Source organism: Leisingera sp. ANG-M1 (genome assembly GCF_000813745.1).
GTDB lineage: Bacteria > Pseudomonadota > Alphaproteobacteria > Rhodobacterales > Rhodobacteraceae > Leisingera.
This window is the reverse complement of the sequence record NZ_JWLC01000027.1, coordinates 86,487-110,621: the sequence shown is the minus strand read 5'-3', so window position 1 is coordinate 110,621 and position 24,135 is coordinate 86,487. Positions and strand designations below refer to the sequence as shown.

General features: G+C 62.0%; 17 protein-coding genes and 1 tRNA gene. 8 read left to right on the top strand and 10 right to left on the bottom strand.

The window, feature by feature from the left end; all coding sequences use genetic code 11:
• Positions 1 to 14 precede the first annotated feature (14 nt).
• The 4 genes from RA19_RS22300 to dctP form a co-directional block, all read right to left on the bottom strand.
• Positions 15 to 1,259: a malonyl-CoA decarboxylase gene (locus RA19_RS22300; RefSeq protein ID WP_039167107.1), complete on the bottom strand. Its 1,245-nt coding sequence runs from the start codon at positions 1,257 to 1,259 to the stop codon at positions 15 to 17.
• A complete protein-coding gene (locus tag RA19_RS22295) occupies positions 1,256 to 2,572 on the bottom strand; it encodes a TRAP transporter large permease (protein ID WP_039167104.1) in 1,317 nt (438 codons plus the stop codon). The genes RA19_RS22300 and RA19_RS22295 overlap by 4 nt, the downstream gene beginning before the upstream one ends.
• A gap of 5 nt (positions 2,573 to 2,577) precedes the next feature.
• Entirely contained in the window at positions 2,578 to 3,120 is a 543-nt protein-coding gene (locus RA19_RS22290; RefSeq protein WP_039167304.1) for a TRAP transporter small permease, read from the bottom strand.
• A gap of 79 nt (positions 3,121 to 3,199) precedes the next feature.
• Positions 3,200 to 4,186 (bottom strand): TRAP transporter substrate-binding protein DctP, encoded by a 987-nt coding sequence (gene dctP, locus RA19_RS22285; protein ID WP_039167103.1) that lies wholly within the window; start codon positions 4,184 to 4,186, stop codon positions 3,200 to 3,202.
• Between the two features lie 137 nt (positions 4,187 to 4,323).
• Between dctP and RA19_RS22280 the strand changes: the two genes are divergently transcribed.
• Positions 4,324 to 4,980 (top strand): GntR family transcriptional regulator, encoded by a 657-nt coding sequence (locus tag RA19_RS22280; protein ID WP_039167100.1) that lies wholly within the window; start codon positions 4,324 to 4,326, stop codon positions 4,978 to 4,980.
• A 373-nt stretch (positions 4,981 to 5,353) separates the two neighbouring features.
• Here RA19_RS22280 and RA19_RS27690 read toward each other — a convergent pair whose 3' ends face one another.
• From RA19_RS27690 to RA19_RS22265, 3 genes are all read right to left on the bottom strand, one after another.
• Positions 5,354 to 6,910: a calcium-binding protein gene (locus tag RA19_RS27690; RefSeq protein ID WP_275041753.1), complete on the bottom strand. Its 1,557-nt coding sequence runs from the start codon at positions 6,908 to 6,910 to the stop codon at positions 5,354 to 5,356.
• A 624-nt stretch (positions 6,911 to 7,534) separates the two neighbouring features.
• Entirely contained in the window at positions 7,535 to 10,285 is a 2,751-nt protein-coding gene (locus RA19_RS22270) for a M10 family metallopeptidase C-terminal domain-containing protein (protein WP_052261987.1), read from the bottom strand.
• Positions 10,286 to 10,887: 602 nt separating this feature from the next.
• Positions 10,888 to 10,963 (bottom strand) — tRNA-Thr (locus RA19_RS22265).
• A gap of 279 nt (positions 10,964 to 11,242) precedes the next feature.
• Here RA19_RS22265 and RA19_RS22260 point away from each other — a divergent pair.
• Positions 11,243 to 12,118 (top strand): hypothetical protein, encoded by an 876-nt coding sequence (locus RA19_RS22260; RefSeq protein WP_039167095.1) that lies wholly within the window; start codon positions 11,243 to 11,245, stop codon positions 12,116 to 12,118.
• A 33-nt stretch (positions 12,119 to 12,151) separates the two neighbouring features.
• On the opposite strand, the gene RA19_RS22255 is transcribed toward RA19_RS22260, so the two are convergent.
• Positions 12,152 to 12,649, bottom strand: coding sequence for a hypothetical protein (locus RA19_RS22255; protein ID WP_039167094.1), 498 nt, complete (start codon positions 12,647 to 12,649; stop codon positions 12,152 to 12,154).
• A 142-nt stretch (positions 12,650 to 12,791) separates the two neighbouring features.
• On the opposite strand from RA19_RS22255, the gene RA19_RS22250 reads away from it, so the two are divergent.
• Positions 12,792 to 13,781 carry a hypothetical protein gene (locus RA19_RS22250; RefSeq protein WP_039167091.1) on the top strand — a complete coding sequence of 330 codons (990 nt, stop codon included), beginning with the start codon at positions 12,792 to 12,794 and terminating at the stop codon, positions 13,779 to 13,781.
• Positions 13,782 to 14,045: 264 nt separating this feature from the next.
• Complete coding sequence (locus RA19_RS22245) at positions 14,046 to 15,338, top strand: O-acetylhomoserine aminocarboxypropyltransferase/cysteine synthase family protein (RefSeq protein WP_039167088.1); 1,293 nt, start codon at positions 14,046 to 14,048, stop codon at positions 15,336 to 15,338.
• A gap of 69 nt (positions 15,339 to 15,407) precedes the next feature.
• Here the strand turns inward: RA19_RS22245 and RA19_RS22240 are convergent, their stop codons facing one another.
• A complete protein-coding gene (locus RA19_RS22240; RefSeq protein ID WP_039167086.1) occupies positions 15,408 to 16,127 on the bottom strand; it encodes an SIMPL domain-containing protein in 720 nt (239 codons plus the stop codon).
• Positions 16,128 to 16,302: 175 nt separating this feature from the next.
• Between RA19_RS22240 and RA19_RS22235 the strand changes: the two genes are divergently transcribed.
• Entirely contained in the window at positions 16,303 to 18,807 is a 2,505-nt protein-coding gene (locus RA19_RS22235; protein ID WP_039167301.1) for a hypothetical protein, read from the top strand.
• A gap of 316 nt (positions 18,808 to 19,123) precedes the next feature.
• Here RA19_RS22235 and hppD read toward each other — a convergent pair whose 3' ends face one another.
• A complete protein-coding gene (gene hppD / locus RA19_RS22230; RefSeq protein WP_039167083.1) occupies positions 19,124 to 20,224 on the bottom strand; it encodes a 4-hydroxyphenylpyruvate dioxygenase in 1,101 nt (366 codons plus the stop codon).
• 152 nt (positions 20,225 to 20,376) lie between these two features.
• Here hppD and RA19_RS22225 point away from each other — a divergent pair, with 152 nt between their 5' ends.
• From RA19_RS22225 to RA19_RS22215, 3 genes are all read left to right on the top strand, one after another.
• On the top strand, positions 20,377 to 20,832 hold the full coding sequence (locus RA19_RS22225; RefSeq protein WP_039167079.1) for an Lrp/AsnC family transcriptional regulator: 456 nt from the start codon (positions 20,377 to 20,379) through the stop codon (positions 20,830 to 20,832).
• 67 nt (positions 20,833 to 20,899) lie between these two features.
• Entirely contained in the window at positions 20,900 to 22,120 is a 1,221-nt protein-coding gene (locus RA19_RS22220) for a PAS domain-containing protein (RefSeq protein ID WP_039167076.1), read from the top strand.
• 122 nt (positions 22,121 to 22,242) lie between these two features.
• Positions 22,243 to 24,132: a monovalent cation:proton antiporter-2 (CPA2) family protein gene (locus RA19_RS22215; protein WP_039167074.1), complete on the top strand. Its 1,890-nt coding sequence runs from the start codon at positions 22,243 to 22,245 to the stop codon at positions 24,130 to 24,132.
• The last annotated feature ends 3 nt before the right edge of the window (positions 24,133 to 24,135 follow it).

The window sequence follows — 24,135 nt, the reverse complement described above, 5'->3', positions numbered from 1 at the left end:
GGGTTTTGCCTTTCTTAAGCCTGTGGGCTGGCGGATGCCGCAAGGGTTTGCACCTCAGCAGAGGCCACTACCTCCTGGGTGGCCGCGAAGTGCTCGTGGTTCTGGGCGGTTTTGGTGAGGTCGTAGAGATAGTTGACCATGGCGCCGCCGGACTGGGCGCGGCCCTTGTCCGAGGTGTCTGCATCGGCATGGACCGCATGCACAATGGCGCCATTGCCCAGGTGGAACCGGGCAACCGGGTCGTAGGGCAGCCCGCCCTTGCCCTTGGCCGTCAGCAGGTATCGGGCGGCGGTGGCGCGCATTTCTTCCGGGTTTTCGGTGTCCCAGCTGAGGCCTTCTTGTTTCAGCCATTTGGTCAGGCCGGGGATGGGGGAAAGGGTCACAAATGTATCGAGGCCCGAAAGCTCGGCAGCCAGGTCGCTCGCCACCTGTTTGATCAGCGAGTTGCCGAAGGAGATGCTGGCCAGCCCCGCCTGACAGTTGGAGATCGAGTAGAACACCGCGTTGGTGGCGTCTTCGGCGGGCATCGCCTCGCGGTCCTCGGCCAGCAGCGCCTGGACCGAGCCCGGGATGCCCTTGGTCAGGGCCACCTCGACAAAGATCAGCGGCTCATCCGGCATCGACGGGTGGAAGAAGGCAAAGCAGCGCCGGTCCGAGGGCTCCAGCCGGCGGCGCAGGTCATCCCAGCTGCCGATGGCATGCACCGCCTCATAGGCGATGATCTTTTCCAGGATATGGGCCGGGCTTTCCCAGCTGATCGGCCGCAGCACCAGGAAGCCGCGGTTGAACCAGCTGGCAAACAGGTGGCGGAAATCGAGGTCCAGCGCCTCCAGCTCCGGCTCGCCGCGGCCCAGCCGCAGCAGGTCCGCCCGCATCCGCACCAGCGCGCCGGTGGCATTGGGCACCTGGTTCAGGCGGCGTATCAACTCCTGCCGCCGCGGCTCGGACGCCGCCATGAAGGCGCGGTAAGAGGCCTTGGAGGGGTTCTGCTCGTAGATACCAAGCGTTGCGCGAACCGCTTCGGGGGCGATGTTCATTTCGGTGGCGAGATGGCGGAAGAAGGCGCGTTTGCCGTCGTCCTCCAGCGCAGCAAAGCGGGTCAGGATTTGCTCGGCCAGGGCCAGCCCCGAGGTTTCCCCGGTGGAGCCGACCAGCGCGCTGGCCAGCTCCTCCAGCGGGCGGCCGTCCGGCTCCGCGGCGGCTTCGCGGCGCTGGCGCCGCTCGAACACCGTGGACAGGAGATCAGCCAGGAGGGTCATAGTGCTGCTCCCATCACCAGATCCGGCAGCCAGGTGGCCAGTCCCGGGAACAGGCAGAGCAGGACAATCGCCACCACCATGCAGGCCACGAAGGGCAGCGAGCCGGTGAGGATGGTCTTCAGCGAGATGTCCGGGGCAATGCCGTTGATCACATAGAGGTTGAGGCCAACCGGCGGCGAAATCAGGCCGATTTCCATGTTGATGGTCAGCACCACGGCGAACCAGATCGGGTCAAAGCCGGCGGTGGTGATGATCGGCAGCAGGATCGGTGCCGCCATCAGGATCACCGCAACCGGCGGCAGGAAGAAACCGGCAATCAGTAGGAACACATTGACCGCCCCCATCAGCACCCAGCGGTTCACATCCAGCGTGCCGATCCATTCGGCAATCGCCTGGGTGATGAACAGCGAGGACAGCATGTAGGAGAACACACCGGCGGCAGCGATGATGAAGAGTATCATCACGCTTTCCTTGGTGCTGTCGCGCAGTACCACCCACAGATCGCGCGGATTCCACAGCTTGTAGATAATCATCGCGATCATCAGGCAGAGGAGCGCGCCGACTGCAGCGGTCTCGGACGGCGTGGCGATGCCGCCATACATGGCGTAGAGCACACCGAGGATGATCGCCAGGAACGGCAGCACGCGGGGCAGGATCTCGAACCGCTGTCCCCAGGTATAGCTGCCCGAGCCGAGGCGAGTGGCATCGCCCGAGCGCCAGGTCGAATAGAGCGACCAGGCCATGAACAGGCCGACCAACATCAAGCCCGGGATCACCCCGGCCAGGAACAGGCGGCCGATCGAGGTCTCGGTGGCGATGCCGTAGACGATCATGGTGACAGAGGGCGGGATCAGGATGCCAAGGGTGCCGCCTGCGGCAATGGAGCCGGCCGCGACGCCATCCGGATAACCGCGCTTGCGCATCTCAGGGATGCCCATCTTGCCGATGGCAGCGCAGGTTGCGGGCGATGAGCCGGACATGGCCGCAAACAAAGCACAGGCGCCAAGGTTGGAGACCACCAGCCCGCCGGGAATGCGGGTGAGCCAGCGCTCCAGCGCCTCATAAAGGTCGGCGCCGGCGCGGGTCGACGCAATCGACGCGCCCATGATGATGAACATCGGGATCGACAGCAGCGCGAAGTTGTCGAGCTTGCCGAACAGGATTTCCGGCATCAGCTCCAGCGAGCGGGGGCCGTCAAAGATGATCAGGAAACCGGCGGAGACAATCAGCAGGCCAATGGCCACGGAGACGCCGGAGAACAGTACGAGAATGGTGGCCAGCGCCACAATGCCGCCAAGCAGAAGCGGGTCCATCGGCTTTACTCCAGTCCAAAGGGTTTATCGATGCCGGTCAGCACGGCCACCAGGTCTGCAATCAGCTGCAGCAACAGGAGGCCGAAGCCGACGGGGATCGCGAGATAGGGGATCCACAGGCGCACGCCCCAGACGGTGTCAGACCGCCAGCCGCGCTCCCAGGCGAAATGCCAGTACTCAAAGCCGTACCAGAGCATGATTGCGACGATGACGATCGACAGCACCGCGGTCAGCACCGCCAGGGCAAAACGGCCGCGCGGCGCCAGCGACAGCGGGATCAGGTCGACATTCACATGGCCGCGCAGGCGCTGCACGTAAGGCAGACCCACCAGGGTGGCTGCGATGATCAAATAGATTACGGCCTCGGTCTGCCAAATGGTGGAGCCGTTCAGCACAAAGCGCACCACGATCATCTGGCAGGTGATGGCGACCGCGGCGACGATCATGCCCGCCGAGCACCAGCCCGCAAGGGTCGAAAGCGCCGCAACCAGGCGGAGAAAGGGATTGTTGCCGGCATGGGCAATGGCTGCATTGCTATGGCTGGCCATCATCGCCTCCCGTTGTTGAAGAAGTTGAGGGGGAGCGGAGCGGCACAAGGGCCGCTCCGGCGGCAGTCAAGCGAGGGGGTCACTCAACTGCCAGCGCCAGGTCGAGCAGTGTCTGCCCGTCCGGAACTTCATCGACAAACTTCTGATAAGAGGTCTCCATCGCCAGCTTGCGCCAGGCTTCGAAGTCTTTGGCTGACATCTCAGCAATCTCGACACCGGCATCGGCAAAGATCTTGGCCGAGGCGGCGTCCTGCTTCTTGGCTTCTTCCAGATAGAAGGCCTGCGCCTTTTCAGAGGCCGCCAGCAGGGCGTTCTGCTGGTCTTCGCTAAGGCCGTCGAAGGTGCGTTTGTTCATCAGCAGCGGCTGATACATGAACCATAGCGCCACATCGCCCGCCGGGGTGTAGCAGCTGACCTGTTCGTAAATCCGGTAGGAGACGAAGGACGAAGAAGAGGTATTGGCGGCCTGCAGCACGCCGGTCTGCATGGCGTTGTAGATCTCGGAAGACGCCATGGATGCAATTGATGCGTTTGCACCGGCGAGCATCTGTTCAAACGACTTGCCGGCTGCCCGGGTTTGCAGCCCTTTCACGTCTTCGGGCTTGGTGATGCACTTGTCCTTGCCGGCAAAACCGCCAGCCAGGTAGCCGTGCACCAGCACCATCACGTCGTCCTCGGCCATCTTGGCTTCCAGCGCCTCCATGAAGGGTGAGTCGCTGAGGCGTGCGGCGTGGTCGTGGTTCTTCACCAGCCCCGGCATCAGGGTGAGGTTATAGGCAGGCTGCTGGCCGCCGGCATAGGAGAGTGGCAGCACCGTCATATCCAGCTGGCCGCGGCTCAGCGGCTTATACTGCTCGCGCGGTTTGAACAGCGATTTCGAGCCGAAGATCTTGATGTTCAGGTCCACATCCGCAGCCGCCACCTCGTCGGCGACGATCTGGGCGACCTGATGGCGGATGTCCTTGTTCGACCATTGATGCGACAGGCGCAGCTCGGTTGCGTTTGCCAGGCTGCCCGCAGCAGCCAGCGCCAGTCCGGCCACAGCGGCCTTCAAAACAGATTTCATTTTTTCCTCCCTTAAAATTCTCCTGGCGGACCAGGGGATGGCAAAAGGGTAAACGCTCTTTGTTTTTCAAGTCAACGTTTTTGTATACAAGAATGCCAAGGTTGAATTTTCACTGCGCCGTGAGTAAACCTGAAAGCATGGAACAACGCCGTGCCGACAACATTGCCGAGCAGCTGGAAGAGCTGATTTTCAACGGGACTTTTTCCGACGGAGACCGGCTGGACGAGGTCCGGCTGGCCGAGCAGTTCGGCGTCTCGCGCACGCCGCTTCGCGAAGCCTTTCAACGGCTTGCGCTGTCCGGCCTGGTGGAGCTGATCCCCCGCCGCGGCGCCTTTGTGCGCCAGCCCGGCCCGGTGGAGCTGATGGAGATGTTTGAAGTGATGGCAGAGCTGGAGGCAGTCTGCGGCCGGCTGGCGGCCTTGCGGATCACCGACCAGGCGCTTGAGGAGCTGCGGGACGCCAATGCAAAGTGCCAAGCAGCGGTCGAAGCGCGCGATTCTGATGAGTACTATGCTGAAAACGAGCGGTTCCACAGAATCATCTACCAGCAGTCCGGCAACAACTTCCTGGCGCAGGAGGCGGCCAAGCTGCACAAACGGCTGAAGCCTTTCCGCCGCCAGCAGCTGCGTTTCCGCGGCCGGATGGCTCAATCAATGGCCGAGCATGAGCACATCATGCGGGCGCTGGAAATGGGCACGTCGGACCTTGCCGCTGACACGCTCCGGGATCATGTGGCTGTCCAGGGTGAAAAATTTCACCAGCTTATGGCAGCCCTGAAAAGCGCGGCGGAATAAGAGACCGCCAGTGCGGGTCTGAACCCACATCCAGATGCCGAAATACAGCGCTGGGGTTTCGGGATTTGCGAAAACTCTATGCACAGGGGCTCCCTGCCCTGCGCATCAGCTACCTGAGCGGCAGCAAGGGCGCCGCCACGCAAAGGTCCCGCTTGGGCTTTAGTTGCGCAGCCCCCCTTGCCTGCCCAACTGTTTCACTGGCTTGATCAGGCCGCCTGAGAAACCGGGGCGCATCCTAGGCATTCCATGGGGGCTGGCCCGCCTGTGCTCCAACCTGAACTGACGGCATACGTGAACGGAGACCCGGCGTCTGCGGGTCTCCGGAAGGCAAAGCGCTGCACTGCTGCTTTGCAGCCTGTTTCGGCCTCACCTATTAAAAGATGAAGTCGCCCCGGCCCAAATCATCGAGATCGACCCCCGTCAGTGTCATGGTGTTGCCCAGATCGTCAAAGATCACCACATCGCCGTCTTCTTCACGCACGTGGTTGTTCTTCAGGTCGCGAAAGCCCGAGATAGTGCTTACGCCGCTCAGATCGATGTCTTCACGGTTGCTGGAGGCATTGAAGTCCCTGACGGTGTCATTGCCTTTGCTGAACACAAATGTGTCGTTGCCGCCGCCACCGATCAGCCGGTCGTTGCCGGAACCGCCGTCAAGCACGTCTTTGCCGGCGCCGCCCTTCAGGCGGTCCCGGCCGGTGCCGCCGATCAGTTCGTCCGCACCGAAGCCCCCGACAAGAAGGTCATTGCCGGAGCCGCCGTCCAGAGTATCGTTGCCGGTGTTCTTCAGAGGCGCCCCTGTAGCAGGGAAATAGTTGACCGGGCCATCGCCGGTCAGAACGTCTCTGCCCTTGCCGCCTTTGAGCAGGTCGTTGCCGTCACCTCCGGTAAGCGTGTCGTTGCCGCCGCGGCCGATGAGGGTGTCATCCCCGCCGCGCCCCTGCAGGTTGTTGCGCCCGCCAGTGCCGCTGATGTGATCGTCGGCAAACCGCGATCCATAAGCATTTTCGATGTTGGACAGCTCATGCGAGAACCCGGCTTCACTCCAAGTGCCCGTGGCGGTGCCTGCACTGAGGTCCACCGTAACGGCATCCACGCCAAAGCGGTCATAGCGCACGGTATCGGTACCGCCGCCGCCATCCAGCGTATCCTCGCCCTGCCGCAGGATGAAGCGCTCATCACGATCGCTGCCGGTGATGCTGTCCGAATGGTCAGTTCCGCGGATTTCCGACACGGCTTCCACCGTGTTGATGACCTCACGGTTGCCAAAGCCGTCATTGGCAATGACACCGGTGTTTAGGTCTACCTCGATTGCATTTACACCGGTTTGGAATTCCAGCCTTATGTGTCCTTCGCTGGCAGTCAGGTTGTACTGATCCTGCCCCGCGCCGCCCAAGACGGAAATCCAGCCACGGTCGCCAGCGTTGATATTGAAAACATCGGAAAAGCCCGTTCCACTCAGCGCGATACCGCCGTCCTGCTCGCCGGCGATCAAGACGTTGTTGAGGCTTTGAATGGTGGTTGACCCGTGCCCCGCACCTTTGTCGACATAGCCGTAGTTGCTGGAACCATCGATTGTCGCAGTTACGCCCTGCGTCTCTACCGTGCCGTTATAGGCGGTCAGGGTCAAGGTCAGCCATGCGGCGCCGGATGTCATGTCAGACAGATCGACGGTGTCGTTGCCAAGGCCAGTATTCACATGATCCCAACCGCCGACGGCATTGTCGCCAGGGTTGATGTAGTCATCGCCGTCCCCGCCGGAGAGAAAGTCGTTGCCGTCTCCCCCGGACAGGCTGTCATCTCCCTCCCAGCCGAACAGGTTGTCATTTCCGCTCAAGCCGTTGATCGTGTCGTCAAAAGAACCGCCCATGAGGTCAGTATCATCGCCAGAGGTCCCGTTGATAACCAAACCAGCGGCCGCTTGCGGCAACACGGAAGTCAAATTCGTCACGTCAAATGTCCTTTAAGTTTTCATTGCCCGACAGGTCAGGCTTCAGATGCTGCAGTTAAAAACCGGTGTTTCCGAGGTTGCCGCTATCTAAGGCTTCACACGGCTCAGTTGCAATACACATTTCAGCAGACAGCCCATCGCGATAGCACAAGGACACAGAGCCAATAGGCGGCAGCAGCAAGGGCGGCGGCTGACAGAAAGACATTGGGCCCCGGACATAAGTGTGAGCTCTTGTGTCACCTGCAGAGACTCAAAGACAGCCCTATCGCAATGTTTTTGAACGACTTTCAAGGGAAGTTATGACGCCCCCGCACGGCACTACAACTTCATTAAAATTCAACAACTTACAAAACTGATGCGTAACACGTGAGTAGTTGAATGCACGAAAATTCAGTGCAGCTGGTTGTTCTGAGCCCTTTGCTGACACTGACCTCCAGGCAGCCACTCGCACCTGCAGCACGGCGCAAACGCGCGCTTAGCGGCTGTTAAGGTTGCGCCGCTACCTAAAAACTGCTGGGCGGGGCTAATTTCACAGATCACGGACTTTTTAACAGCCGGGCCGGGAGCACGTGCTGGCTCCGGCCCGGTCATAATACGCAATACCCGTCAGAACAGGAGGCTGCCGTTTAGGTCCTGCAGACCCAACCCCTGCAGCGTCAGCATGTCGCCGCCGCCGAAGTCGAACACCACATCGGACCCGTTCTGGCTGGCATTGCTGAGGGCTTCCGCCTCGGATGCAAATCCAAAACCGCCCAGGCCCAGCATGTCGCCGCCGTTGCCGAAGTCGGTGACCGTATCGGCACCGCCACCCTGGCTGAACTCGAAAGTGTCCGCGCCAAGGCCGCCGGTCAGCGTGTCATTGCCGTTGCCGCCGGACAGGACGTCGTTGCCGGTTCCGCCATCCAGAACATCCGCATGATTGCCGCCAATCAGAATATCGGACCCGCTGCCGCCCTCCAGAGTGTCCTGGCCGTCGCCGCCGGACAGGCTGTCGGCATTGTCATCACCGCGCAGAATGTCTGCGCCGGCCCCGGCCTTCAGCGTATCGTTGCCCTGGCCGCCGGCCAGCTCGTCAGTTCCGTTTCCGCCGGTCAGGCTGTCAGCACCGCCGCCGCCCGTCAGAACATCGTTGTCATCGCCCCCTGAAAGGGTATCGGCGCCATTGCCGCCATCCAGCGTGTCATCTCCGCTGCCGCCGGACAGGCTGTCGGTATCGTCGCCGCCAATCAGGGAATCCGCATCTGCACCGCCATCCAGCACATCAGCTCCAGCGCCGCCCTTGAGGATGTCGCCGCCATTGCCCCCGACCAGCGTGTCTCCGCCGTCAGCACCAACGAGTTCATCGGCGCCGTCTCCGCCGTCGAGCCGGTCCGAACCCTTTTCTCCGTAAAGAGTGTCCTGGCCGTCCGCCCCGATCAGGGTGTCTGAATCGTTGCCGCCATACAGCAGGTCGTTTCCGAGGCCGCCATCAACGGTGTCATCCCCGTTGCCGCCCCTCAGTTCATCATTGTTGTGATTCCCCTTCAGGTGGTCGTTGCCGTTGCCGCCTTTCAGCGTGTCGTTGCCGAAGCCCCCTTCGAGAGTGTCGTTTCCGTCTCCTCCCTCCAGCGAGTCCTTGCCGCCCAGGCCTTTCAGCACGTTGGCGCCGCCGTTGCCGGTGATCACGTTGTCCAGCGAATTGCCGGTGCCGCTGATCGCAGCGCTGCCTGCAAGGGTCAGATCCTCGATGAATTCACTGTGCTCCGAGAGATCAAAGGCAACCGAGCTTTCAACCCTGTCATGGCCGCCGCCGTCTGCCTCTGACACCGTGTCGCCGGCATTGTCGGCAAAGAAGACATCGTTGCCGGTGCCGCCGGTCATCGAGTCAGCACCGCTGCCGCCCACAAGAGTGTCGTCACCGGAACCGCCGTTCAGCGTGTCCGACCAGTTGCCGCCATCCAGGCTGTCGGCATCCGCCCCGCCGTTCAGCTCGTCAATGCCGTCGCCGCCCAGGAGCGTGTCGCGGCCAAAGCCACCGTTAAGTGTGTCATTGCCGGCCTCGCCCTGCAGGAAATCGCGGCCGCCGCCGCCCAGCAGGGTATCGTTGCCGGAGCCGCCATGGAGGCTGTCATCGCCATCGCCGCCGTCAAGCACGTCGGACCCGGTGCCGCCGAACAAGCTGTCGGCACCGGCAAATCCGTTCAGCTCGTCGTTATCATTGCCGCCCCGCAGCGTGTCGTTGCCAAAGCCGCCGTTCAGAGTATCGTTACCAGCCTCGCCGGAGATGCTATCATTGCCGTCAATCCCGGAAAGCAGATCCGCACCGCTGCCGCCCTGCAGGGTGTCCCCTCCGGTGCCGCCCCACAGCGTGTCATTGCCCGCACCGCCATTGAGGCTGTCATTGCCGTCATTGCCGGCCAGCACGTCATTGCCATTGCCGCCCAACAGCGTGTCAGACCCGCCGCCGCCGGTAATGTTGTTGTTTGCATCGTTGCCGAGAACCGAGTCATTGCCGGCGCCGGTGATGACGTTTTCCAGCACGGTGCCGCGGGCAATACCGATGTTGCCAGTCAGACCGCCAACATCCGAGAACTTGGTGTCCCGCAGGTCAATATTGGCATTCTGCGCAAAGTTGCTGACATTCAGCGTATCATTGCCGCCTTGGTCGTAGATCGTAAAGGCATTCGGGGCGTTGACAATGTTGGGGCTTGATAGACCGGACCAGCTGTCAAAAAGCTCGCCAAGTGCACCGTCTAGATTGGAGCCAACGCCCCAAACCGTGTTGCCCGAAGTGGCACTGTTGCTGGCAGGAGCGCCATACCGGTTCTGGATCGCGACGATATCTACCATCATCGGCGAAAGGACATAGGCAGCACTAGCGTTGACGTCGTCATTCTCGTCTTGACGCACATAGGACATAACCGAAAGCTGCCAGCTATCGTTGTCGAAAACCTGGATTATCGCACCGGGACCGTTGTATTCTCCTTGATGCCCTAGACCCAAAGCATGCCCAAGTTCGTGAATGTAGGTCTGCTGAGTATATGCATTGGACCAGGTTTCACCCTGCTGCCAGGATTTGCTGATGTCGATATCATACCCGGAACCAGCAGCGTTAGGGCTGGTCCCAGCGCTCGTCCCTTCGTCGTCAAAAGTGATTTGTGCCGAGCTTGTAGTTTCCTGGAACTTGATGTCAGCTACAGCTTCCCAAGCCTTCATCGCGTTGCGCGCAAGAACTTTGCGGTCGGCCGTAAGCCCAGTAATGTCCACAGTTATGACGTTAGTTTGGGAGGTATCAAATCCAAAAGGTTCAAACCCCAGATACTCCCAAGATCCATCTGTCAGGTAATTCGCCATATCATCCAAGGTGCCAACAGCCATAATGCTTCCCTTTCAGCTATGCCCTGGCACCGAGCAAACCAATAAACCAACAAAAGCAGGGCGTTAAAATAGACGTCACAGCCGTAGCGCCCAGTCTCCGGCTTGGGCAGTAAGGTATCCCCTACCTTGCATCGCAAAGATAGGGGATTCCCATGGGTTGTTTTTTGTTTGCGCGAAAGCCGGAGCCGCTCGATTTTCAGTGGAACCGCCAAAGTGAAGCTCTGCCGCCCATTGCCCCCGCCACAGCTGAGCGCTCAACAGATCCACGCGTAAAAATTCTCACCCCAGCCAGGGCAATCTCCGAACCTGGCCGCTTGCTCCGTGATCCGTGACGCCTTCGCCCCCTTCTTTAAGGCCACGAAGCTGGAAGGGCGGACGTACCTCAATCAGAACTACGATCTTGAGAGCCGGGGTTCTTCTTCGCCGTACGCCATTCGCGAGGATGTTGAGCGTTTTGCCGAAGCCTTCTTCGCGGGAAGTCTCAGCGGCCAGGCCACATCTTCGAAGACGACTATGGACTCAAGTGTGGCCTCTTGTGTCACTTGCAGAGGCTCAAAGACAACCCTATCGGAATGTTTTTGAACGATTTTAAAGGGAAGTTATGGTGCCCCCACACGGACTCGAACCGCGGACCTACTGATTACAAATCAGTTGCTCTACCAGCTGAGCTATAGGGGCACTCAAGACGGGCTCACTTTGAAACCATACCGGACAACACTGTCTCCCAAGGGGAATAGTGTGTCCAGAAGCGGCCACCGCGCGAACCGGTTGCGGGACAGGTACAAGAGTCCGGAATGAGCGTCAAGCAGGTACACACCACTCCGGTGAAACTATGCGCAGCACCCGCCATGCAAGGCCAGCCCGGCCCGGCCTCCGCACTGCTGCCGCCGGGTTTGACCTGATCTCCGCACCGCAGTACTTCTGGAAACCGGACGCTCCGCAATCACAGGTCAGGACATGCAGGTCATCATTCACTGCGGGGCGCATGCCACTGAGGAAGATCTGCTGCTGAAAGCCCTGCTGAAAAACGCCGGGCCGCTGTCCAGGCAAGGCACGGCGGTTCCTGGCCCAGGCAAATACCGGTCGCTGCTTAAGGACTGCATGGCAGCTATGAAAAACGGCCATGCAGCTGAAGAAGCGCCAGAGCTCCTATGGGATGCGATTCTGGATGACAGCAAGGCGAGCCGGGTGATTCTCTCAAACCCGCATTTCTTCGGCTCGCCGCGGCATGCGCTGAACGGGCTCCGTTTCTATCCGGAAGCCGAAGACCGCCTGCAAGCGCTGCAGGCGCTGTTTCCTTATGATCAGCTGGAGATCTGCATGGCGCTGCGCAATCCAGCCACATTTCTGCCGGCCCTGTTTGCCCGATCCGCCCGCAGCACCGTGCGCAAGGCGATGCAAGGCTGCGACCCGCTGCAGCTGCGCTGGTCCGGGTTGCTGGAACGGATGCGGCAGGCGGTGCCGGACATGGCTGTGACGGTCTGGTGCTACGAGGATCTGCCGCTGATCTGGGGGCAAATCCTGCGGGAGCTGGCCGGGCTGGAGGCAGGGGAGCCGCTGGAAGGGCGGCTGGATTTGCTGGCCACCCTGATGCAGCCGGCCGGGTTGGAGCGGCTGCGCGCCTACCTGCAAGAACACCCGGACATGACCGGGGTCCACCGGCGCCGGGTCTATGCGGCCTTTCTGGACAAATTCGCCAGGGAAGAGGCGCTGGAAGAGGAACTGGATTTCCCCGGCTGGACCGACGCCCTGGTCGACGAGATGAGCGGCCTTTACGAGGAAGACCTCTATGCTGTGCAGCGGCTGCCCGGCGTCTCGCTGATCACCCCCTAGCCTGCACCATGCCGGCGGCGGTCCGCGCTGCGGTCACGGCAGAGGCTGGCCATTGCGGCCGAATACATAGCCTTCGACGCTCAGATCATCATAGGTGACTTCCACAGCAATCTGCTGAATCGAACCAAGCGGATAGCTGCGGTAGGGCTGCCCATCCTCTGCCTTGATCATGTTCGGAAAACCTTCATCCAAGTGGCAGTCCGGCAGCGGCCAGATCTCCAGCGGGTGGCCGTTCACACCCAGCTTGACCTGTGCCAGTCCGCAGCGCCAGGACCACAGGTGGGTCACATAGAGCAGGTCCTGCCCGTTGAACTCGCGCACATGGATCCAATTGGCGCGGGTCGCGGCCAGGATCGGCTTCACTTCGGTGGCTGTGGTGAACCGCCCGGCCGCCTCCTGCGGCTCGGCAACCAATGCGGTCGCGGCAGGGGCTGGCGCGGCAACCGCAGCAGCGGCGGCACTCTCGGCCGCGCCGGCTGGCGTGCCGGGCTGCGCTGCGGCCGCAATCATGGCCAGGATCACGTCAAGCATTGTTCTTCTCCTCAAATGAGTCCTGCATATCACAAAGCACACCGAAATTGTTCCCGGAGCTGTTGCACGGCCCCCTGCAGGCTTGTAGCTAAACTATCAGGCAGTCCTATCCGCCCGGAAGAGACGGAAAACGGGGAAAACAATGGCAAATGCCCCCTTCAACGTGATGATCATCGGCCAGGCCGGCCGGCTGCAGTATGAGGCGCTTCTGTTTGCGGCTTCTTTGCGCCACTGCTCGCCTGGTTTTGCCGGGCGGCTGTTTGTGGCGGTGCCGCAGCCCGGGCCGCTTTGGGAAAAAGATCCCAGTATCCGCAACCAAGAAGTGCTGAAGGCGCTGGAGGAGCTGGGGGCAGAAATCCTGCCGTTTGAAAACCAGGCTTTCGGCACGAATTACCCCTATGGCAACAAGATCGAGGCCTTGCAGGCGCTGCCCGAGGGCGAGCCTTTTGTGTTTTTTGACACCGACACCCTGATCACCGGCGAGCTGGCGGACGTGCCCTTCGATTTTTCCCGCCCCTCGGCGTCGCTGCGGGTGGAAGGCACTTGGCCGAAACCCTCCCTTTACGGGCCTGGCTACGCAGGCATCTGGCAGTCGCTCTACAGCCGGTTCGGGCTGGATTTCCTGTCCAGCCTGGATCTGAGCCAGCCGGATGAATTCTGGAAGCGCTACCTCTATTTCAATGCAGGGTACTTCTACGGCGCCTGCCCGCGGGCCTTTGGCAAGCGGTTCCTGGTTTATGCCCGGTCCGTTCTGAATGATCCGCCGCCGGAACTGGTGTGCCAGTCGCTGGATCCCTGGCTGGACCAGATCGTGCTGCCCTTGGTGATTCATTCCTTCGGCGGCGGCCGCAGCACGTTGCCTGCCGGGTATTTGGACGGGGAGACCAGCTGCCACTACCGGCTGTTCCCGCTGCTCTATGCCCGGGAAAGCGACAGAGTGGTTGCGCTGCTGCACGAGATTGCAGCGCCCAACAAGATCAAAAAGGTGCTGAAGGGCTATGAACCCATCAAGCGCATGGTCTACCAGGGCCGCGGCGAAAAGGTGAGGGCATTGTTCGACCGGGACAATCTGCCCCGCCGCGAACAAATGATCCGCAACCGGATCAAGTCCGAGGGTTTCTGGATTCGCTGATCTCCCGCGTGAGGCTGCAGTCAGGCGAAGCGCTCCCGCCTGCTTCCAGGCCTCCTTCCGGAGGCCTGCCGCAGTTGGGCCCGGCGCCGCGCTCCGCGCGGCGCGCGCCATGCGCGGCATGGCGCCATGCCCAACGGGAGCGGACGCCATCAGGCGGCCTGCGACGGGCGGGAGCCGCCTGCTGCCGTATTCCTGCAATTGCCTTTACCGCGCTGCCGTGCTGTGGTGCGCGCGAGACAGACGATTTTTCAGGGAGACATTCTCATGACCGACGCCCCGTCCTACGGTTTTGACACCTTGCAGATCCATGCCGGCGCCAAGCCGGACCCGGCCACCGGTGCGCGGCAGACGCCGATCTACCAAAGCACCGCCTACGTTTTCCGCGACGCCGAACACGCCGCCGCCCTGTTCAACCTGCAGGAAGTCGGGTTCATCTACTCGCGCCTCACCAACCCCACCGTCGCGGTGCTGCAGGAACGCCTCGCCACGCTGGAAGGCGGCGTCGGCGCGGTCTGCTGCTCCTCCGGCCATGCGGCGCAGATCATGGCGCTGTTCCCGCTGATGGGGCCGGGCTGCAATGTGGTGGCCTCGACCCGGCTCTATGGCGGCACCGTCACCCAGTTCAGCCAGACCATCAAGCGCTTCGGCTGGTCGGCAAAATTCGTCGACACCGACGATCTGGAAGCCGTCCAGGTCGCCATCGACGAAAACACCCGTGCGGTGTTCTGCGAATCCGTGGCCAACCCCGGCGGCTATGTGACCGACATCCGGGCACTTGCCGATATCTCCGACGCAGCCGGCATCCCGCTCATCGTCGACAACACCTCCGCCACCCCCTACCTCTGCCGCCCGATCGACCAAGGCGCGACGCTGGTGGTGCACTCCACCACCAAATACCTGACCGGCAACGGCACCGTGACAGGCGGCTGCGTCATCGACAGCGGCAACTTCGACTGGTCGGCCAACGACAAGTTCCCCTCGCTGTCGGCACCGGAAGACGCCTACCACGGGCTCAAGTTCCACGAGACCTTCGGCCCGCTTGCCTTTACCTTCCACGGCATTGCCATCGGATTGCGCGATCTCGGAATGACCATGAACCCGCAGGCCGCGCATTACACGCTCCTGGGCACCGAGACCCTGTCCCTGCGCATGCAGCGCCACTGCGAAAACGCCGAGAAGATCGCCGCCTGGCTCGAGCAGGACGACCGCATCGACTATGTGACCTATGCCGGCCTGCCCTCCTCGCCCTACTACGAGCGCGCCCAGGCCCACTACCCCAAGGGCACCGGCGGGCTGTTCACCTTTGCGGTCAAGGGCGGCTATGAGGCTTGCATCAAGCTGGTCGACTCGCTGGAAATCTTCAGCCATGTGGCCAACCTCGGCGACACGCGCTCGCTGATCATCCACTCGGCCTCAACCACCCACCGCCAGCTGACCCCGGAACAGCAGGAAGCCGCCGGCGCCAGTCCGAATGTGGTGCGGGTCTCGATCGGTATCGAAGATGCCAACGACCTGATCCGCGACCTGGACCAGGCGCTGGCCAAAGCCTGCGGCTGAGCAGCCGCTGCATCGAGAAAAGAAAGGCCGGGCGCCCAGCCCGGCCTTTTGCACGGCCCGGACCCGGGATTATTCGCCGCCGGACACCGACATGTCGAATACGACAGATACAGTATGGCTGAAGGTCAGTTCGCCAGCTTCAATGGGCATCGCATCGCTGCGGGCCATCTCCATGGCCATCAGCGGACGGCCGCCGCTGCCGCCGTGCTCATTGATCGAGCGCACCGGCCCCAGCTCCATGCCCGCCGCCTCGGCCAGCTGCTGCGCCTTGCGGATAGCGTCTTTCACCGCTGCCCCGCGGAGCTGATCGGTAACCGCGGCAGGGTCCTCAACTCCAAAGCTCAAGCCTTGGAACTGGTTGGCGCCGGCGCGCAGCACCGTATCGAGCACCTCGCCCAGCCGCTCCAGATCCCGCACCCGCACCATCAGTGTATTGGACGCCTGAAACCCGGTGATCTCGCGCCGTCCGCCACTGTCATACGACCGGTCCTGCGACCACACCGGGTGCAGGGCAATCCGCCGGGTCTGCATGTCTTCTGCCGCAATGCCCGCCTTCTTCAGCCGTCCGATCACTGCACTCATCGCGTCCGAAACCGCCCCCATCGCAACTGCGGCGTCTTCCGCTTCCTCGGTCACGCCCAGGGTAATGCTAGCCAGTTCCGGCGCCACTTGCAGCCTGCTCTCGCCATTGACTGTGATCTGCCGCTGCGCCGCAGTTTCGCCGGCCGCCACGGCGCCGGCGCTGACCGACAGCATCAGCGCCGCTGCCAGGAGTTGTTTTACCTTCATTCTGGAATAGCTCCTTTTTGAATGCGCCTTAGATGGGTACGGCAATCCGCCGCTTGCAAGGTTTCGCGCTGTCTTTTCCTTTCACCCGGCAGGTTTCTGCTTTAAGGTCCGCAGCAAAACACCGGGCGCCCTGCGTGCCCCGGGCAGTATGAATTTGGATGGTTTGACCCAAAGCATGAAACCGGCGTTTGCTCTTTCGCTTTCTTCTGATGGCATTTCGCTGCTGTTCCGCGCCAAAGACGGCTGGCGCAGTGTGGCCAGCACTCCGTTTGACACCGAAGACCTGCCCGCCGCCCTGGCAGCCATGCGCGAAGATGCGCAGCGGCTGGCGCCGGAAGGGATCCACACGAAACTGATCCTGCCCAACGACCAGATCCGGTTCTTGACTGCGGAAACCGGGGATCTTCCGGACGAAGAACGGATTGCGGCAGCCCGCAGGGCTCTCGAAGGGGCCACCCCTTATGCGGTTGATGAGCTCGCTTTCGACATCTGCATCGATGGCCCGGACACCCATATCGCCGCGGTTGCCCTGGAGACGCTGGACGAGGCTGAGACCTTTGCTGTCGAACATGGCTTCGGCCCGGTGAGTTTTGTCGCGGTGCCGGAAGACAGCGGCTTCCTGGGCGAGCCTTTCTTTGGCACCACACGGGCAATCCGCGGCACCGAAGTCGAGCCCGACGGCAGCCCCGTTGCAGTTGTGGGTCCAGCCGAGTTTCCCGCGCCCGCTGAAACTGCCCCCATTACGGAGCCCGAGGCCGAGGCAGCGCCGCTGCCGGAAGAAGAGGTCCCCGGCACGCAGCAGGACGCTTCCCCAAACAGCACCGGCACGCAGGAAGCTGCGGCAGACAGCACCGGAGCAGAAACGGACGCCAGCGCGGAAGATCCTGAAATACCGGCTAAACTCCCGCCAGCTCCTCCGGTTTCAGCGCCCCCGGTTGAGGCCGCCGCGCCAGAAGCAGCTGGTTTTTCCAGCCGCCGCAGCAAGCCTGCTGCCGCTCCCGTGGCTGCGCCGCCGCGCGCTCCGGCCCCGGCACCACTGGCAGCAGTTCCCTCCGCCACGGCCAAACCTCTCGGCGCAGCACTCGCGGCTCCAAAGACGGAAACCGCAGACGCCCCCCCGCCGCGCACCGCAATTCCGCCAGCGCCCGCGGCACTTCGGGAGGAGGCACCGGCTGCCGCTCTGCAGCCGGAGACCGCTGCTGCAAGCGCCGCCATCAAGGGCAAGCCGCGGTACCTGGGCGTGATCCTCACGGCATTTTTGCTGCTCTTTATGGCAACAGTCGCGGTCTGGGCCTTGCTGGGCGAGACCGGTTTCCTAGCCTCGGCTCCGGAGGAAGATCAGAACCTAAGGGCGGCACCGCCCGTCGAGCCAGGCAGCGACGACCCGGTTGCGCCTGACGCCGGCACGAGTGCACCTGCAGCCGTGGAAGAACCGGGCAGCGCAGAACAGGAAGCCGCTGAAATTGCCCCGCAGGTAAGCGTGCTGGCGGATCAGCCCGATCCGCTCCTGCTGGAGGACAACGCGGCAACGACTGAGCCGGATAGCCCCCCCGCCGAAACCGAAGAGACGGCCTCTGCTGCTGCGCCTTCGGTTGCGGACGAGGCTGCCGCCGATGGTTTCGACCTGCCCGAAGAAGGTACGGACACAGCCTTCCTGGACCCAGAAAGCCTGCAGCCCGGCGGAGCGGAAACGGCTTTGCCTGCCCCTGCGCCCTCCCGTCTTGAGGAGCCGCAAGACCCGCTAGCCCAGGCTGCGCGTTATGCTGCAACCGGGGTCTGGACGATTGCGCCCGAACTGGACAGCTTCCCGTCCGCCACAGGCTTGGATGAGCTTTACACCGCCTCGATCGACCAGAATGGCACTGCGCCGGATGCAGTTGCCCTGCCCCGGCCGGACAGCTTTGCCCGGGACGGCGCACCCGAGGCAGTTGCCTCCCCAGCCGCCGCCGGAGCGGCCTTTGACTTGGACGAGCGCGGCTTGGTTAAGGCAACCCCCGAGGGCACGCTCAATCCCGATGGCATCACCATTTTCCTTGGCCGCCCCAAAGTGGTGCCGCCACGCGCGCCCGATCGCAGCGACCCGGCCGCCGAAGCGCTGGCGGAGGAAGTCGCCCGCAACCAGGTTCTGTCACGCAAGCGTCCCAAGTCCCGTCCCGCCGATCTGGCGGAACAGGCCGAGCGGGCCCGTTTGGGCGGCCTCAGCCGTGCGGAGCTGGCGTCATTGCGCCCCCGGCAGCGTCCGGCCAGCTTGAAACCGGCTGAGGCAGAGCAGCAGCCCGCCACCGCCCAGGCGGTTGCCGCCTCAGTGGTGCCGCGCAGCCGCCCGGCCAACTTTGCTAATCTGGTCGACCGTGCCCGGCGCAATCCGCAAAACCAGGTGCAGACCGCCGCGGCCGTGCCAGCCGCTGCGGCTGCAGCAGCACCCAGCATCCCAACGGCTGCCTCGGTGGCCCGCCGCGCCACCGTCAACGGGGCCATCAACCTGCGCAAACTTAACCTGATCGGCGTCTATGGCACCGCTGCCGACCGCCGTGCCCTGATCCGCCTGCCCTCCGGCCGTTACAAGAAAGTCCAAGTCGGCGACCGCATCGACGGCGGCCGGGTGATCGCAATCGGCGAAAGCCGGCTGCAATACCAGAAAAGCGGCCGCAACCGCACCTTGGAAATGCCCAACGGCTGACTGCTGAAGCCTGGGCTTCCTTTGCATCTCTCACTTCCGGTCTGCAAACGGCTGTTATCGTAGCCTCCATGCTGACTGCTTTCGTGGCAAGCCTTGCGATCTCGAGACGTTACCGTGAGGATTTCGCAGCCGCATTCCGGCAATAACTTTCTACTTTGACTTAGTGCTGCGCCATCCGGGTCTTGCGCTGCTTCAAACCCTGGCCTTTCTTTTGCCAGCCTGGCTTCTGGGCCTGATCTAGCAGCCTTGCCCGCAAAATAAGACCGGGCCTGCAAGGCAGACCCGGTTTAATTTTGCTTTCTATTTTTGCCGCCCGTTACCCGGCGGCTTTAATCTCGCCGCTTTCGATCTGCTCCCGCTCGATCGATTCAAACAGCGCCTTGAAGTTGCCCTCGCCAAAGCCGTCGTCACCCTTGCGCTGGATGAACTCAAAGAAGATCGGCCCGATCACGGTTTTCGAGAAAATTTGCAGCAGGATTTTTGTCTCGCCGCCGTCCACCACGCCTTCGCCGTCGATCAGGATGCCGTGCTTCATCATCCGCTCCTTGGGCTCGTCATGACCCAGAACCCGGTCATAAGACATGTCATAGTAGGCCTCATTCGGACCTGGCATGAACTTCAGCCCTTTTTCCGCGATTGCGTCGGTGCTGGCATAAATATCATCGCTGCCCACGGCGATGTGCTGAATGCCCTCGCCCTTGTATTTCTTCAGGTAGGAAACAATCTGCCCGGTCTCGCCCCGGTCCTCGTTGATCGGAATGCGGATGCGGCCGCAAGGCGAGGTTAGCGCCCGGCTCAGCAGGCCGGTGTACTTGCCCTGGATATCAAAGAATCGGATCTCCTTGAAGTTGAACAAGTCGCCGTAAAACTTGAACCATTTGTCCATGTTGCCCCTGAAGACATTGTGGGTCAGGTGATCAAGATAGTAAAATCCGTCGCCGCGCGGCTTGGATTGCTTCAGCCACTCGAATTCAGCGTTATAGGGCGATGTGTCGTAATACTGGTCGATGAAGTAGATCAGCGAGCCGCCGATGCCCTTGATCGCAGGCACATCCATGGTCTTGCCGGGACCTTCGTAAGCCTCGGCGCCTTTGGCCACCGCATGGTCAAACGCCTTTTGCGCATCCGCCACCCGCCAGCCCATTGCAGGGGCGCAGGGGCCATGCTCCTCGACGAATTTCGCAGCAAAGCTTTCCGGGTCGGCATTCAGGATGTAGGTGACATCGCCCTGCTGCCACAGCTCCACAAGCGGGCTGTCCTTGCGGTGGCCCACGAATTCATAGCCCATGCGGTTAAACAAGGCCCGCAGCTCCTCGGGTTCGGGGCTGGCAAATTCAACAAATTCAAAGCCATCGGTGCCGGCAGGGTTTTCCGGCGTGATTTCGGATTTCGGGGCGTTGTGCGGGAACGGGCCCATAGCGCGTCTCCTTGATGTCAGATACGGACAGGATGAATTCTTGCATCAAGAGTACCGCATTTCGGATGCAAGGTTTCCGCATAATCCCGCACCAACTTCTTGATGCATGCGATCATCTCGCGCATCATTCGCAAATATTGAGGGTTTCACGCATGCTTGATCCTACCGACACAAAATTGCTCGCAGCGCTCCAGAAGGACGCGCATCTGACCGCTCAGGAGCTGGGGGAGCTTTTGAACCTGTCACCCAGCCAGGCCGGGCGGCGGCGGCAGAGGCTGGAGGCAGAGGGTTACATCCAAGGCTATTCGGCGCGGCTGGATCCGGCCCGGCTGGGGCTGACAGTGCAGGGATTCGTGCAGGTTCATCTGGGCAGCCACGGCCCCGAGCAGTCCAAGGGATTCGCCCGCTTGGTCGCCAGCCGCCCGGAAATCACCTCGGCCTGGACAATGACCGGCGAGGCCGACTACCTGCTGCGGGTCTACTGCGCCGGGCTAGAAGAGCTGAATGCGCTCATTCACGGCGTTTTATTGCCGCATCCCGCCGTTTCCCGGGTCCAAAGCCAGATCGTGATGGCACAATTAAAACGGGACGCGCCTTTGCCGACTTAACCAAGCGGGAAGGAATTGGCTTTAAAGATACGGCAACGACTTCTGTAACCGAAAGTGGAACGTGCCCGTGTCTTTTGTTGACCGCCGTGTAGAAACGCGCCCTACCAGTGGCGAGGCGCCGTTTGGCCTCAACGAGGTATTCTTTTCCAGGACCGATGGCCGCGGCGTGATCCAAGCCGGCAACTATGTGTTCCGCCGGGTTGGCGCCTATACCTGGGAAGAACTGATCGGCGCGCCGCATAAGGTCATCCGCCACCAGGACATGCCCAAGGGCGTTTTCCAGCTGTTCTGGGACACCATCCAGCGCGGCGAATTCATGGGGGCATACGTCAAGAACAAGTCCAAGGACGGGCTGTACTACTGGGTGTTTGCCGTGGTGGTGCCCTGCAAGGACGGCTACCTCTCGGCCCGCATCAAACCCAGCAGCCCGCTGTTCGACGAAGTCCGCGCGCTTTATGCGCAGATGCTCAAGCTCGAAAAGGACGAGGGGCTCAGCCCCGAAGACAGTGCAGCCTACTTGCTCGACTGGCTGAAAGGCCGGGGATTTGAAGATTACCATCAGTTTGCAGCGGATGCGCTGAGCAAGGAACTGATCGCGCGCGACCAGGGTCTGGGCAACCAGTCGCACGCACGAATCCAGGAACTGACAGGCATGCTGCGCAATGCCGAAACCCTGGTTGAGGAAACCGAAGGGCTGATCACCGACTTTGACGCCATGCACACAATCCCGCACAACCTGCGGGTTCTGGCCTCGCGGATCGAACCTTCGGGCGGTCCGGTGACGGTGCTGTCGCAGAACTACGGCTCGATGTCGCGCGAGATGTCGGACTGGTTCGGCGCCCATGTGATGGGCAAGAACAGCAACTTCGCCAAGATCAAATCCTCGGTGAATAACAGCCTGTTTGTCGAAGGCATGGCCCGGGTTCTGATCGAATGCGACAACCAGCTGCAACAGGAACGCCGGGATCTGGGCAACGCCGACATGGAGTCGGAACGGAAAATTCTCGGCGATCTGGTGAAATCCCAGGTCAAACGGGCGCAGGACGGCATGAAGGAAGTCGATGAGGAAGCCGCCCGTATCACCGGCGCCTGCCAGGTCATGCACCGTCATTTTCTGGGCCTCAGCTCGACACGGGTCCTGCTCAAGATCGAGAGCGCGCGGCTGACCGACTCTGGTGAAACCCTTGCGGACATCATTGACCAGCTAGGCGGTTTCCAGGAACGGATCTCCCGGCGGCTGGACCGGATCGGCAAACTCAGCGAAGAAATCCGAATGCTGGAACAGTAGCACCCGACCGGTTGCTCAACACCTAAGCAGCGTCTGCCCGTGCAGGCGCTGAATTGCCTTTGCATCCAGCCGCGGCACGCAAAGCCATTGCCAAGCCCCCGGCGGGATTGCGATACTTCCCTATGGAAGAATTTTTTTATCAGGCAACCATTTATCTGGGTGCCGCCGTCATCGCCGTTCCCCTTGCTGCGCGTCTCGGGCTTGGCTCTGTTCTGGGCTACCTTGCGGCGGGCATCGCCATTGGCCCGGTACTGGGCCTGACCGGCGCCGAGACCGAGGATTTGCGCCATTTCGCCGAGTTCGGCGTGGTGATGATGCTGTTCCTGATCGGGCTGGAGCTGGAGCCGCGGGCGCTTTGGGCGATGCGGCACAAGCTCTTGGGACTGGGCGGCATGCAGGTCGCAGCTTCGACGCTTGCCCTGATGGGCGCTGCCATGGTGATGGGCCAGCCCTGGCACGTCAGCCTGGCAGTGGGCCTGGCGCTGTCGCTGTCGTCGACCGCAATTGTGCTGCAGACCCTGTCGGAAAAAGGCCTGATGCGCACCGGCGGCGGACGTTCGGCCTTCTCGGTGCTGCTGACCCAGGATATCGCAGTGATCCCCATCCTCGCCTTCCTGCCGCTCCTGGGCACCTATGCGGCCCCGCAATTCTCCTCTGACGGTTCAATCGCCCGCGAAGGCGCGGGCCACGGCGGCGGCCACCACTCGCTGTCGCTGGTCGACGGGCTGCCCGGCTGGGCGGTGGCCTTGGTCACCCTGGCCGCGATTGCTGCCATCATCCTGGCTGGCATCTATCTCACCAGGCCGGTGTTCCGCTTCATCCACGCCTCCAACCTGCGCGAGATGTACACTGCGTTGGCTCTGGCGATTGTGGTCGGCATCTCCTTCCTGATGACCCTGGTTGGCCTCTCTCCGGCGCTTGGCGCCTTTCTGGCTGGTGTGGTGCTCGCCAACTCGGAATTCCGCCACGAGATGGAAAGCGACCTCAACCCCTTCAAAGGGCTGCTCCTGGGCCTGTTTTTCATCACCGTTGGCGCCGGCATCGACTACCGCCAGTTCCTGGCTGACCCGGGCGATCTGATCGGCTTGGCAGCGCTGGTGATTTTTGCCAAGGGGGCGGTGCTGTTTATGGTCGGCCGCGCCTTTGGCCTCAAGCGCCGCGACCTGTGGCTGTTCACCCTCGGCCTGGCCCAGGCCGGCGAATTCGGCTTTGTACTGCTGGCGTTTTCAACCCAGCTCAACGTCATCCCTGTTGCCCTGCAGGAGAAGCTCCTGCTGGTGGTCGCCCTGTCGATGCTGATCACCCCGCTTCTGTTCATCGTCTACGACCTGATGTCCAAGCACATGGCTGAAGCGCGGCAGGAATTCGAGCCTGATGAAATCGACGAGGAAGGCCCGGTAATCATTGCGGGCATCGGCCGCTTCGGCCAAATCGTCAACCGGCTGGTGCAGGCCAGCGGCTTCAAAACAGTGGTGCTGGATCATGACATGGAAGCAGTGCAGCTGATGCGCCGCTTCGGGGTCAAGAGCTTCCTGGGCGATCCGACCCGCCCCGAGCTGCTGAAGGCCGCGGGCATTGCCAAGGCCAAGGTCTTTGTGGTGGCACTGGACGATCCGGAGGGTGTGGTCAAAATGGTCACCTATGTGCGCCGGGCCTATCCGGACCTGCATATCATCGCCCGCGCCAAGGACCGCAACCACGTCTATGAGCTTTACAAGGCCGGCGCCGATGACATCGTGCGCGAGATGTTCGACGCTTCAGTGCGGGCCGGCCGTTACGTGCTGGAGAACGCAGGTCTCAGCGAATACGAGGCGGCGCAGGCGGCGCAGACCTTCTACGCCCACGACCGCGCCAACTTGCGCGACCTGGCTGAGCATTGGATCCCCGGCGTGCCTGCCAGCCAGAACCCTGCCTATATCGAACGGGCGCGGGAGCTGGAGAAGGCCATCGAAAGCGCGATTTTTGAAATGGCCGAACGCAAGCGCAAAAAGTCTTCGGAAGCCGCTGAATGACAA